The 14,636-nt window shown below is 37.2% G+C and carries 8 protein-coding genes; 4 read left to right on the top strand and 4 right to left on the bottom strand.

The window, feature by feature from the left end:
- Positions 1 to 9: 9 nt before the first annotated feature.
- A complete protein-coding gene (locus ACUN8G_RS12270) occupies positions 10 to 450 on the bottom strand; it encodes a tetratricopeptide repeat protein (RefSeq protein WP_437345294.1) in 441 nt (146 codons plus the stop codon).
- Positions 451 to 613: 163 nt separating this feature from the next.
- Positions 614 to 1,912: a sigma-54 interaction domain-containing protein gene (locus ACUN8G_RS12265; protein ID WP_437345295.1), complete on the bottom strand. Its 1,299-nt coding sequence runs from the start codon at positions 1,910 to 1,912 to the stop codon at positions 614 to 616.
- 191 nt (positions 1,913 to 2,103) lie between these two features.
- Here ACUN8G_RS12265 and ACUN8G_RS12260 point away from each other — a divergent pair, with 191 nt between their 5' ends.
- The 4 genes from ACUN8G_RS12260 to ACUN8G_RS12245 all read left to right on the top strand — a co-directional run bounded on the left by ACUN8G_RS12260 (position 2,104) and on the right by ACUN8G_RS12245 (position 10,396).
- Positions 2,104 to 4,506, top strand: coding sequence for a TonB-dependent receptor (locus tag ACUN8G_RS12260; RefSeq protein WP_437345296.1), 2,403 nt, complete (start codon positions 2,104 to 2,106; stop codon positions 4,504 to 4,506).
- 1,038 nt (positions 4,507 to 5,544) lie between these two features.
- Positions 5,545 to 6,240 carry a rhomboid family intramembrane serine protease gene (locus ACUN8G_RS12255; protein ID WP_437345297.1) on the top strand — a complete coding sequence of 232 codons (696 nt, stop codon included), beginning with the start codon at positions 5,545 to 5,547 and terminating at the stop codon, positions 6,238 to 6,240.
- A gap of 13 nt (positions 6,241 to 6,253) precedes the next feature.
- On the top strand, positions 6,254 to 7,078 hold the full coding sequence (locus ACUN8G_RS12250; protein ID WP_437345298.1) for an SDH family Clp fold serine proteinase: 825 nt from the start codon (positions 6,254 to 6,256) through the stop codon (positions 7,076 to 7,078).
- Positions 7,079 to 7,144: 66 nt separating this feature from the next.
- Entirely contained in the window at positions 7,145 to 10,396 is a 3,252-nt protein-coding gene (locus ACUN8G_RS12245) for a S41 family peptidase (protein ID WP_437345299.1), read from the top strand.
- Positions 10,397 to 10,412: 16 nt separating this feature from the next.
- Here the strand turns inward: ACUN8G_RS12245 and ACUN8G_RS12240 are convergent, their stop codons facing one another.
- Both ACUN8G_RS12240 and ACUN8G_RS12235 read right to left on the bottom strand, forming a co-directional pair.
- Positions 10,413 to 13,514 carry an efflux RND transporter permease subunit gene (locus ACUN8G_RS12240; RefSeq protein ID WP_437345300.1) on the bottom strand — a complete coding sequence of 1,034 codons (3,102 nt, stop codon included), beginning with the start codon at positions 13,512 to 13,514 and terminating at the stop codon, positions 10,413 to 10,415.
- Positions 13,515 to 13,523: 9 nt separating this feature from the next.
- Positions 13,524 to 14,630 (bottom strand): efflux RND transporter periplasmic adaptor subunit, encoded by a 1,107-nt coding sequence (locus tag ACUN8G_RS12235; RefSeq protein WP_437345301.1) that lies wholly within the window; start codon positions 14,628 to 14,630, stop codon positions 13,524 to 13,526.
- Positions 14,631 to 14,636 lie beyond the last annotated feature (6 nt).

Here is a 14,636-nt window from a genome sequence, read left to right as displayed (position 1 = left end):
GGTTCTCCCTTAATTGTTATGTTTATTATATGGTTCAATTAGTTTAATAACATGTAGTATTTTTTCATCGGAGCGATATTTAAGAGCATTTTTGAAATTTTTAATCGATTCCTTTGCATCGCAGTAAAGCCAGAGCATTCCAAGTTGTAAATATTTTTCATACTGATTTTTTACGGGGATTTCATCCTTTTCAATTTTATTTACTAAATGAGGACAAGGGCAATCTTCCCAATCAGGTTTCGTATTTATTATTATTCCGATATCCTCATTTATCAAAGAATAAAAATGGTCAAATGCCTCCTCGACCTTTCCAGCTTGAGTCATGCATATAATCAGTTTTTTTCTGATCAATTTATTTCCGGGATCTTTATCTAAGGCATTTTCCAGTTCACCTAAGGCCGAGTAATAATCCCGAATCAGAAAATGATAATTTCCAAGCATTTCACTCATGCAATAATTCTAACAAACACCATGCCAAAAAAAAATTTTATATAAAACGATAAAAAGGTATTTTTATTTTTAGTATAATTGCTGCATATGCAACAATTATTGATAACTCCTTATTTTATCGTAAATTAAAGAAGTGCAACAAAATGTTGCATTTGCAGCAGCTTTAGATAAGATTACTCTCCTTCATCCAGCGCCATAAGGTTGTACGATTAATACCAAGGAGACGTGCAACTTTCGATTTATTCCAGTGGTTTTCTTCCAGTATCTGAAGTAAACGGGCGGGACTGATACTTTGATGTTGTTTTTTAATGCAGGTCGTCTTTCCCTCGAAAATAAATTCAGGCAGAGCACAAATTTTTATCGCCTCTTGACTTTTCGTTCTGATTACTGCATATTCGATCACATTTTCGAGTTCACGAATATTACCAGGCCAGTGATATGCTGTTAAAACTTCGAGTGCATCTTTGTCGATTTTTTTTATTTCTTTTTTATAAATGAAATCATATTTATTAAGAAAATGAGTAATAAGGAAAGGAATATCCTCCTTACGTTCTCTCAAAGGCGGCACTTCAATTGGAATTACATTTAATCTATAGTAAAGATCTTCCCGAAATTTACCGGCTCTTATCGCTTCTTTGATATCAACATTTGTAGCAGCAATAATTCGTACGTCGACTTTTCGTGTAATCGACTCTCCGAGTCGTTCAAATGTACCTTCCTGAATAACGCGTAGCAGTTGAGCCTGCATTTGAATTGGCATTTCGGCAATTTCATCCAGAAATATGGTTCCTCCGTCGGCTAATTCGAATCTGCCTATTCTATCCTTTACTGCATCTGTAAAAGCGCCTTTGGCGTGACCAAACAATTCGCTCGCCAGTAATGAGGGTGGTAATACAGCACAATTCACTTTTATGTATTTTTCATTTTTTCTTTTGCTTGTAGCTTGTATAGCATTGGCAATCATCTCTTTGCCGGTGCCTGTTTCACCAGTAATCAATACACTTGCATCAGTATATGCAATTTCCTGAATCAAATTAAAAATATTCATCATTACACGGCTACTTCCAACTATTCCGTAAAAATGATCTGAATTTTCGTATTCATTATCGAGAAAATAAGATAAGTCTCTGATTGTAATTACCCCTCCAACGGGATTTTGATTTTCATCTCTCAATATCCCAACATTCAACTTGACATTAACAAAAGAGCCGTCCTTCCTCTTTATTCTCGATCTTAAATCGAACAAATTTTTTCCCTTCGATAAAGCTTCCGCAATGGGACAGTTCCCCATACAAAGGTCAGACTGAAAAATTTGTTTACAAATTCTTCCTTTTACCTCAGCCGTATCGAATCCCGTAATTCTTTCAGCTGCTTTATTGAAGTAATTTACAACAAAGTTTTTATCGACAGTGAAAATCCCTTCTGCAAGAAAATCAAGAATTTCTTCATTCTTTTTAAGCATTATTGACTCAATTAATACTTATAGATAATAAGTGTCTTTTATCTTTTTTTTACAAAAATATAAAATTATTCTATGTAAGTAAATAAAAATCTAAAATGATAATTCATTGCATTAAACTCATAAGAACACTCCTCTGTCAAATGAACGAATATTTTCTGATCAATGTTTTTAATTTCTCGAAAGGAGTTAAAATGAAGAAGTTATTTATTGTGATAATTTTTTTTATTTCTCAAGTTTTTGCACAAAGCGGAGGGAAGTTAACAGGTCGAGTACTCGATGCATCGACGAGAATTCCTCTGGAATTTGCAAATTTAGTTTTATTCAACGCTTCTGATTCCACTCAGTATACTGGGACGGTTACGGATAAAAACGGTAATTTTGTTATCGAAAAAATTAAACCCGGCAAATATTATTTAAGAATTAGTTTTATCGGATACGACAACAGTTTCATAAAAGACCTTAATATCAAGCCGAACACTACTCTTGATCTTGGAATTATTGAACTATCACCCCATTCTGTGGGAATCAACGACGTGGTAGTTAGCGGAGAACGTGCACCCATTTCTTATGAAATTGATAAAAAGGTTATTAATGTGGGTCAGAATATTGTTGCCGCTTCTGGTACAGCAGTCGATATTCTCGAGAACGTTCCTTCAATCACTGTAGACGTCGAAGGTAATGTCAGTTTAAGAGGAAGCACGAACTTTCGCGTTCTAATTGACGGTAGACCCTCGATATTAGACCCTAATGAAACGCTTCAGCAAATACCTGCAAGTGAAATTGAGAACATCGAAATTATTACCAATCCTTCGGCAAAATACGACCCGGAAGGGACAGCTGGAATTATTAATATCGTTATGAAAAAAAATAAGAACATCGGTCTGAGCGGACTAGTTGAACTCAACGGCGGTTTGAAAGATAAATACGGCGGCGAAATTATTACTGACCTCAAAAGCGATAATCTCGATATAAATTTCGGATTAAACTATAATAAAAGAAATTTCGGTATGGATCAGAACCAAAACAACTGGACTAATCGCAACGATATATTTACTTATTATAATTCGATTGGAACATCTAAAAACAACAGAGAATTTTATGGAATACGAGGTTCAATTTCTTACGACTTTGGCAACAAAAAAATTTTAACCCTCGGTGGCAGAGCCGGTAGTCGTTCGTTCGGAGGCAATTCTAATCTTTATTATACTCAATGGAACTCATTGAACACGCTTCCTGAAAGTTACATAAGTAGTTCTACGAGAAAAAGGAGCGGCGATTATTATTCGCTCTCTTTAAATTACATTCACAACTTTGCAGAGAAAGGGCACCAACTTACTGCCGACCTCAGCTTCGACAGCGATAATTCCGAAGAAGAATCGCTAAATAACCTTCTACTAAGTAATACTATTGTGGAAGGAAAAATTAATACAGAATCCGGTCCAGGTAAAGAATTTATTGCTAAAATCGACTACACACTCCCCTTGGGCGGCGACAGAAAATTCGAAGCTGGCTATCAGGGACAAATCGATCTTTCTGACGAAATAATTGGTTTACTTAATTACAATCCCGTTACATACGAATATGATTTTATTGACGAATACAGTCATACAACAAAATATAGCCGAAACGAGTCGGCCATTTATACTTTGTTCCAGGATAAAATCGGAACGTTCGGCTATCAATTGGGACTCAGAGGAGAATATACAGGTAGGTCTGTTGAAATTCCCGACAGCAGCCTTGAGTTTACTCTTTACAGATGGGACTTTTTCCCATCGCTCCATATTTCCTATGAAATTTTCGAAGGCAACGAAATTATGACAAGTTACACGCGTCGTATCAATCGTCCTCGTGGTTGGGAATTCGAACCATTTTATACCTGGATGGACGCATATAACGTAAGAATTGGAAATCCATCACTTCTGCCGGAATATATCGATTCTTATGAACTCGGTTATCAAACACTGATCGGCAATACGATATTTTCGTTCGAAACTTATTACCGCGTCGTAAAAAATAAGATAGAACACGTGCGATCGGCATTCTCCGATAATGTTACTTTAATGAGCGTACAAAATGTTGGTACAGATTATTCACTGGGAACAGAACTCTTTCTGAACTTTGACTTGATTAAAAATTGGAATATTAATCTGATGGGTAATCTTTACGACTACAGAATTAAAGGGCATTTAAACGATATTCCATTCGAAAGAAAAAGTTTTAACTGGAACGTACGATTCAATAATTCAATTAAATTGACAACGAACACAACGCTTCAATTTAATTTGATTTATAACAGTCCAAGCGTTTCTTCGCAAGGCCGACGCGAAGCTTTCATGTTTACAAACCTCGCACTAAAGCAAGAATTTCTCAATAAAATGTTGAGTGTTACACTTCAGGTAAGAGACTTATTCGGCACAGCTGAATTTGAAATGCTGGAGGAATCCCACGATTTTTATAATTACAGTCATTTCAAACGCGAATCCCCAATCGTAATGCTCAATCTCCGATTCAACATAAACAACTACAAAAATAATCGTCGCGAAAATCAAGGCGAAGACATGCCACCTAATGGAGAAGTGTCCGACGAATTTTAATGCTCAGGCTGTCCTGTTAATTCAGGACAGCCTTTTATAATTCTTCCCATTCAATTAGTAGATCAGGTTAGTTGTCGTTAATTTTTTCTATTTGATCTATGATTTTATTTCCCTGAGTAATTCGATACACAAATAGTAAATAAACACTGTTTTCAATTATTTCGTAGATTCGATGTCTCTCTAACTGTGTGCTAAAAAAAGGGGACTCGATATGAGTAGGATTTGCCAACAGGATTTAATGAATATAGATTTTTCCCAAATTTTTGTGAGATGTCCCGTATACCCATCCAGTTTTAAGAAATAATTGATCTCAGCATAACGAATCTGTGGGCAATATCTTTCGTAAAAGTAGCTTCTACTTTTGTCGGGGCAAAAAGGAACCAAGATAAAATTGAAACTACTTTTGATAGCAATTCAACTTAGTTATCGAAATTCTACGCATAACAAAATTGGGCCGAAATCAATAATGCACACTCGTCATTAGCTGAAATATTCTTTGACAAAATTGATAATTTACCTTTAAGAGTGGCACGGTATTCAGACTATTGTCTCCCACATTACTTCACCTGAATCAGTCGTAAATATTTCAGTTTTTTCTATAACGTGTTTCAATAAATTCGCTTCTACATTTTCCTTTTATTTTGACTGAATTAATTTATCCCAGTATCGCCGTAATTTTCTTTTCTCGCATTAAAAATCTGAAAAATTTCTTTAGCAGCATTTACAATTTGAAAATAAATATCGAGCTTTGTTTTCATTGAGTAAAAAAACAATCTTTTTGATTTTCTTCTTCTTTGCTTCTATAATATTATCCGATCTGAATTCTTTCGGCAAAACCCTTAGATTTTCGATGGTATTAAATATTCCCTTGCTTTCCTGCTCTATTAAAATATTTCATAGTATTATTAATTCACTAATATTACAATGCAGACTATCGTCAATTATTAGTTCTTCGCTTGCAGTATGTCATTTCATTTTGTTTAATTTTGTTTTGTAATTTAAAATAATTATAATGCAAATAAAATCAGGACCACTTAAATGATTCCAATATCTGACAATATTCCTTCACGACACTTTCCCATAATTAACTGGACATTAATAACACTCAACATTATAAGTTTTTTTTTCACGTTAAGTTTAGGTGATGAAGCCGAATTATTTGTAAAACTCTTTGGTGTGGTGCCGTATCGTTTTATTAATGACTTTGACATTTACGAAATTTCTACGATATATACATCAATGTTTTTACACGGGGGCTGGGCACACATTTTTAGCAATATGCTGGCTCTTTATATTTTTGGAGACAATGTTGAGGACCGACTCGGTTCGTTCCGATATTTAATCTTTTACTTGTTAAGCGGTACAGCAGCGGCTCTTCTTCACATTTACTTAAATCAGGATTCAGTTATACCAACTGTTGGAGCAAGCGGCGCCATCAGCGGTGTTATGGCCGCATATATATTTCTCTATCCTCACGCAAAAATTATTACTCTCATCCCGATTTTATTCATCCCATTTTTCATTGACATACCTGCATTTGTTTATACGGGCGTCTGGTTTATAACACAATTCTTCAATGGACTGTTATCGATAGTTTCGAACACTGCAACTTTCGGAGGAGTGGCTTATTGGGCACATGTAGGAGGGTTTGTAACTGGTGCTCTATTGTTGCCTTTTATGCTAAAAAACAGGAAAAAAAGAAGAGTTTATATAGACGAATTTTATCCATGGTAAAAAGGAGGGGTAAATGGAGTTCCTTGCACTTTTTTGGCTGTTCATTATTATTTCCTCAATACAACCACTGATAAGGAAAAAGATGCTCGATTCGGCTCGTATAAAATTACTGGAATTAATTGAGAAACGGCGTGGTAGTCGTGTTATAGCACTTATTCATCGCCAAGAAACTTTGAGCATGCTCGGGTTTCCGCTTATGAAATATATCGACATAAATGATTCAGAACAAATTTTACGTGCAATAAAGTTAACTGATAAAGACGTTCCAATCGATATTATACTCCACACGCCGGGTGGACTTGTGCTTGCAACGGAACAGATAGCCAACGCATTGAAAAAACATCCCGCCAAAGTGACAGTTTTCATACCACACTATGCTATGTCAGGTGGCACTATGATTGCTCTTGCTGCAGATGAAATTGTCATGGACGAAAATGCAGTACTTGGACCTCTTGATCCACAAATTGGGACAAAACCCGCAGCTTCAATCTTGAAAATATTGAGTAAAAAACCAATTGATAAGATTGACGACGAAACATTGATACTGGCAGACATTTCTCAAAAAGCAATAAGTCAAGTTAAAAATGTTATTCTCAAATTAATTCAGGACAAAATTAATAATGCTGATGAAGTTGCAGAAAAATTAACTTCGGGAGTTTGGACGCACGATTATCCTATCACTGTGGAGGAAGCAATCAGCCTTGGTCTGCCCGTTACGACTGATATGCCCAATGAAATTTATCAACTAATGGCTCTCTATCCTCAAACTCAACAAAGACGTCCCTCGGTAGAATATATCCCTCTTCCCAGGACAAAGAATGAAAAAACTTCTGAATAGAAAATTCATGAGGACTTCTTCAACATAAAACGTCTAATAAGCCACACAAATTAATAAAGAGGTTCTATGAAAAAAATAATTATTACACTCTCTTTAATGTGCGTTTTTTCAATGGTCGTCTTAGCACAGGTCGACGCACGCATGTTTCAAAATCCCGACGTATCGGAGACGCAGATTGTTTTTTCTTACGGCGATGATCTTTGGATAGTCGATAAAATAGGAGGGACAGCACATAAACTAACTTCACCCAAAGGGTCAGAAATGTTTCCGCGATTTTCTCCCGACGGAAAATCAATTGCATTTATCGCCAACTACTTTGGCAACATCGACATTTTTATAATTCCTTCGACGGGAGGTACTCCAAACAGAATTACTAATCATGGTTATACCGATCGACTGATCGACTGGTATCCGGATGGAAAAAATTTGATTTTTGCTTCGATGATGCACAGTGGGCGGGAAAGGTTCAGTCAATTTTTCAAAGTAAGCAACGAGGGAGGTTTGCCCGAACAACTTCCAATACCATACGGTGAAATGGCTTCAATCTCTCCCGACGGTAAAAAAATTGCTTATACTCCTCGTACTCGTGCATTTAGAACTTGGAAAAGATACAGAGGCGGAATGAATGCTGACATCTGGATTTTCGACCTCGAAAAAAACTCTGCTGAATTGATTATCAAAGGGGATTCGAACGATGAGTTCCCGATGTGGCATGGCGACAAAATTTATTTCCTATCCGATCGAGGAAGCGAAAATAGATTCAACATCTGGCAATATGACATCCCGACCAGAGAATTAAAACAGATAACTTCATTCAAAGAATACGACATTCACTTTCCTGCACTCGGTAAAGACGAAATTGTATTCGAAGCAGGAGGCGCAATCTATCTGCTGAATTTGAAAGACGAATCAACACGAGAAATAAAAATTAAAGTAGTAACCGACAACATAACACTTTTACCCAAAGAAGAAAATGTATCGAAATATTTGAGTAACGGCGATATCGCTCCTGACGGCAGTAGATTACTTTTAGAAGCACGTGGCGAAATTTTTTCTGTACCTGTAAAAGAAGGTGTCACTTACAATCTTTCCAATTCCTCTGCCTCCGCTGAAAGATACCCTGCATGGTCACCCGATGGCAAATATGCAGCATACTGGAGCGATGCTAAAGGCGAGTATAATCTTACTGTTTATGATTTTGTAAATCCTGCTAAAACAAAAATTTTGACCGACTTTCAAGATGGCTACAGATACAATATTTACTGGTCGCCCGACTCTAAAAAATTAGCTTTCATCGACAAAGCTATGCAGATTTATATTTACGATATGGAGAAGGATAAAACTATCAAAGTCGATCAGTGCAACTATCTTTATCAGGGTGAACTCGATAATTTCAAAATAAACTGGTCGCCCGACAGTAAATGGATAGTTTATTCAAAAGATTTGACCAATCGCAGCAGCGCACTGTTCTTATTCAATTTGGAAAACGGAACTGCTTACCAATTAACCTCCGGTTATTATTCCGATTTCAATCCAGTGTTTGATGTAGATGGAAAATATCTTTTCTTTACGACAAACAGGGAGTTAAATCCAATATATTCAGACCTGGACAACACCTGGATTTATTCAAATACCACAAAGCTGGCTGTAGCGACTCTATCGAAGGATACAAAATCTTTAATGCTTCCAAAGAACGATACTACTGCCATTAAAAAAGAAGAAAAAGATAAAAACGACGAAGTAAAAGAGGAAAAGAAGAAAGAGGAGAAGAAAGATGAAAAGCCAAAAGAAGTGAAGATAGACCTACAAAATTTTGAAAACCGTGTTGAACTATTACCTGTAGAAGCAGGAAATATCGTCGGCATTGCAGCTGTTAAAGGTAAACTTATATATCATCGTTACCCAAATACTGGTTCATCGTCGAAAAACAAGCCTTTGAAATATATCGACTTTGAATCACTAAAAGAAAAGGATATCGTTGACGATGCAGATGGTTTCAAAGTAAGCGCCGACGGAAATAAGATATTAATAATTAAAGATAGAGCTCTTTATGTAATAGATACAAAAGAAAACCAAAAACTTAGCGAGCGTATTTCAACAGATAATTTAGTTATGAACATAGTTCCTAAAGAAGAATGGAAACAAATATTTAATGACGTCTGGAGATTCGAACGCGACTTTTTCTACGATCCTAATATGCACGGTGTCGATTGGGAAAAGATGAAAGAACATTACGGTAAATTAATCGACAATTGTATTACGAGAGGAGACGTCAATTATGTAATCGGCGAATTAATTTCTGAATTGAACGCCTCGCATACATATCGCGGCGGCGGTGACATCGATTACCCAGAATCAAAAGATGTGGGTTATCTCGGAATTGACTGGACAATTGATAATGGTAGGTTTAGAATAAAAAAAATAATAGATGGTGCTCCGTGGGATGTTGAAGTTCGCTCTCCTCTCAGTCAACCCGCACTAATCGTTAAAGAAGGTGATTATATTCTTGCTGTAAATGGAATTGAACTCAACACCCGAAATGCGCCCTGGGAAGCATTTACAGGACTGTCAAACAAAACTGTTGAACTAACCGTCAACGACAGACCTACTTTTGAAGGTTCCAGAAAAATTTATGTTAAGACCCTTTCCACAGAAAGTCGGCTAAGGCATCTCGCCTGGATTGAATCCAATCGTAAATATGTCGATAATAAAACAAACGGCAAAATCGGTTATATATATGTGCCCAATACCGGCACTGAAGGACAAACAGAACTCGTTCGTCAATTCCTGGCTCAAATTAATAAGGAAGGATTGATAATAGACGAAAGATTCAATAGTGGAGGGCAAATACCAGACAGATTCATTGAATTACTCGACAGAAAACCATTGGCTTATTGGGCAGTACGAGACGGGAAAAATTGGAAGTGGCCGCCAATTGCACACTTCGGACCTAAGGTTATGTTAATAAATGGATGGAGTGGTTCGGGTGGCGATGCATTTCCAGATTATTTCCGAAAAGCAGGGCTTGGACCATTGGTCGGAACGCGCACATGGGGCGGATTAATTGGCATTACTGGTGCCCCTCAACTAATTGATGGCGGTACAGTAACTGTCCCCACTTTCAGAATGTACGACCCCGACGGTAAATGGTTCCGTGAAGGTCACGGTGTCGATCCCGACTATGAGGTGATCGACGATCCAGCACTACTTTCAAAAGGAATCGACCCTCAACTGGATAAAGCAATTGAAGTCATTATGGATTTAATAAAGAAAAATCCTGTAAAATTCCCTCAGCAACCGCCATACGAGAAAAGATAATTTATGAAATGGCTGCTCAGTTAGCAGCCCTTTTTCTTAATTTATTTTTTATCTTTTCGCCCATCCTTTCGAATACAATATAAAGCACTGGAATTACAATCAAAGTAAGAACCGTCGTCGTTAACAATCCTCCAATTACAGCACGGGCTAAAGGGGACCAGGTCTCGGCTCCGGAACCGAGTTCGATTGCAAGCGGAACCATCCCTAATATTGTTGTCAGTGCAGTCATTAATACAGGGCGCAATCTTGTTTTGCTACCCTCTTCAACGGCTTCAAACAATTCCATTCCTTCTTTTCTTAATTGATTAATGTAATCAACAAGTACAATTCCATTATTAACGGCTATACCTACAAGCATTACTATTCCAACCAACGCCATAACACTTAACGAAGTCCCAGTAATTGCAAGAAAAATTAGCACCCCGATAATCGACAACGGCACCGTAAACATAATAATTAAGGGATCCACGAATGATTCGAATAAAGAGGCCATAATCATATAGACAAGTAAAATTGCAGCAATAAATGCGAGACCCAAATAAAAGTATGCTTCCTGTTGATCTTCTGCAGTTCCACCAATAATAACTTGATATTCCGAAGGTATTGGAGTTTGCTGGATAATTCTATTGATTTTATCGACTGCAGTCGAAAGGTCAATTCCAGATAACGCACATCCGACCGAAACAACCCTACTCTGATTCTCCCTGAAGATTGTAGGAGTCGATTCTTCTTCGGTAATTTCAGCCACGTCCTTCAGTTTAATTCTGCCGCCAGCAGGCAGAACTAATTCCATATTTTCAAGCGCGTCTTTCCTTTTACGATAATTTTTGTCGTACTGAACGTAGATATCGTATTCATCTCCCTTTTCCCGATATATTGCAGCAACTCTTCCCTGAATGGCAGTCGATATATTACCTGCCACCATTAAATTCGTTAGCCCGAAATCATTCAATAGTTCTTTGTTAAGGTGAACCTGCAACTCGGGTGTTGTTTCTTTTGTATTTAAGCTGATATCGACCAGTCCGTCAATTTTTTCCATTTCGGCTTTAATTTGATTTGCAATTGCTTTTGCTCCGTCAATATCGAATCCAATAATCTTCACCTCGATATCTTTTTCGGTAGTAAACGACCCGCCCTGTTGAAAAGCGTAAGTGATGCCGGGAATTTTATCGAACTTTTCTCTCAATCTGTCCTCGATTTCGAATTGAGATACTTTTCTTTCTTCAACAGGCTTTAGTCTAACAAATAGTTCGATGGTATTTGCAGTCGTACCGTATGCGCCAATTCCTTCACGTGTTCCAAAAAAGAGCGATACGGACTCGAGGTCCTCCGGCGCCACAGTTTCCTTGATTATCTGTTCGATATTATGAGCATATCTCCTTGTAACTTCAATTGGTGTTCCCGAGGGAGATTCAATCAAAACATTGATTAAGGCTTCATCGCTTCTAGGCAAAAATTCTCCGCCTAACAAACCCAATAAAGAAAGAGATATAATAAATAAAAGAGTCACGGCAATTAAAACTTTTTTTCGATTATTGATTGACCAGTGAAGCCAGTTTTTATATTTCACCGATAAACTTTCGAGCATTATCCCCACTTTGTTTTTCCAGCTACTTCCATTACTTTTTTTGACTGAGCCGAACTTTATTTTTAGTAATTGGGAAGACATAAGTGGAACAAGAGTTAGAGCTACAAGAAGGGAGACGACCAGACTAAAAGAGATAGTCAATACCATATCTTTAAAAAGTTGTCCTGTAATATTCGGCACAAACAATACCGGTAGAAAAACGCTGACGGTGGTCAATGTAGAAGCTGTAATAGCAATTCCAACTTCTTTAGCGCCAAGTTCAGCAGAAGTTTCCGCATCTTTTCCCAATTCCCTGTGACGGTAAATATTCTCCAGAACCACAATCGAATTATCCACTAACATACCCACAGCCAGAGCCAGTCCTGCCATCGAAATAATATTCAGCGTTAGATCGGTAGCATACATTACAGCAAATGTAGTTACTATCGACACTGGAATCGAAATCCCCATAATTATACTGCCTCGTAAATTTCTCAGGAAGAAATAGAGTACAATAAATGCCATTACAAAAGCAATAAAAGCAGAATTTCGGAGATTATTAACTGCCCTTAATATAAATTCAGACTGATCCCATAAGATTGTAAATTTTGTTTCCTGAGGCAGTCGTTTTGTAATATCAGGCAAAGCTTCTGCAATTCTTCTGCTGGTGAGAACTGTATTAGCATCGGATTGTTTGTAAATCATTACCATAACGCCTTCCGAGTAATCCGAGCGCACTTCAGTGGCATTTTCTTTGTAGCCGTCTATAACTTCTGCCACGTCTTTCACATAAATTGGCTGCCCGTTTTTATATGTAATTATTGTATTTCTTATCTGCTCGATTGATGTATATTCACTGAACACTCTCAGGTTATAACTCTTATTTTCGGTTTCAATATTTCCTGCGGGTTGCAAGCCACTGCCTGTTTGAATTGCCATAAGAACTTCATTCGGAGATAAATTGTATGCGGATAAATAAACTGGATTCATATTTACATTAATTTGCCTTCTCAAGCCACCTTGTGTTACAACGGATGCAACACCTTCCACCCTTTCAAGCAGCGGTTCAATCACATCTTCTGAAAGCTTTCTGAGTTCGGCCGGACCAAGATAGGGCGAGCTGATATTGATAAAACTTACCGGCATCATCGAGGGATCGAACACAAAGACGAGCGGCTCTTCTGCATCGTCGGGTAAATATTCTCTTATGTAGTCAAGATTCTTCCTTATGTCATTTTCGGCCTTGTCCATATCTGTGCCGTATTTGAACTCAAGCGTAACAATCGAAGATCCTTTGAACGATTGTGAATTTACTTTTTCTATATTTTTTACTGAAGACACTGTTTCTTCAATAGGTCGTGTAATCAGGTTTTCTATATCTTCTGGACCTACCCCAGGATAATTCGTAATTACTCCAGCTATCGGGAAAGTAATATCTGGGAAAAAGTCGATTTTCAACTGAGAAAATGAGAACATACTGAAACCAATAATTACGCTGTAAAGCATTACGAGCGTAACTTTTCTTTTTAATGAAAATTTTGTTAACGTCATTTGCAGTCCTTATTTAATTACATTTACTTTTTGACCATCTTTAACTATATTTTGACCAACTACAATAATAGTATCTCCTTCGGTCAATCCGCTGGTTATTTCGGCTCGTCCTGCTTCTTCAATTCCTTTTGTCACTTCTTTTAATTTTGCTTTACCATTTTCGACCACGAAAACGAAATATCTTTTTACTGTATTCTGAAGGCCGGTTTCGAGATTTGTTTGAACAATTGTTTGAGGTATAAGAGCCGTCTGAGGTATTGTAATTACATCCTCCTTTTTTTCTACTTCAATGTTAAATTCTGCAAACATACCAGATTTGATTTCGTCCTTACCGTTAGCCAGTTCAATTTCGACTTCGACACTTTTGGAGAAGTTATCGAGTGCATAGTCGATATTTACAACTTTACCCTTGAACACTCTATCTTTAAGTACGGGAATTTTAATCATCGTCTCCTGTCCGAGTTTAACGCGGTAGATATCACTGCCTGTAACAAATACTTTTGATTTCATTTTATCTGGACCTACAACTCGCACAAGCTGTTGTCCGGCGCCTACCATCTGATTTTTTTCAACATAAACTGATGCTACAATCCCGTCGATAGGCGACCTGACATAACAGAACTGCAACTGTTCTTCTGCAAGTTTTGCCTGGGCCTCGGCCTGTTCAAGCAATAGTTTTGCATTTTTAAACGTAGTTTTAATCTGGTCGAACTGTTGTGTAGAAATTGCATTTTCTTCGTACAATTTATTCTGTCGTTCATACTCTTTCTGGGTTAATTCAAGTTGAGCTTTAGCCGAATTAAGAGCAGCAATAGCTACATTATAATTTTGTCTTTGGATTTTATCGTTCAACTTTATCAACAAGTCACCTTTTCGTACTTTTTGCCCGGGCTCTGCTATTATATCTTCAACAGTCTCATTTACTTTGCTTATCAAAACGGCGTCGTTATTTGATTCAAGAGAGCCAGTAACAATAATATAACTCGATATAGAAGAGGGTTTTGCAACATAGACTTTTACAGGGACGGACTTTTCTTCTACAACTTTTTCTTCTTGAGTACAGCTTATACCCACAAACAAAATTATTGTAGCATATAATAATGATAAATGTTTCATTTCAAC

This window comes from Melioribacter sulfuriphilus (genome assembly GCF_052656625.1).
The sequence above is the reverse complement of the archived record's forward strand: the minus strand, read 5'-3'. Positions and strand labels throughout refer to the sequence as shown.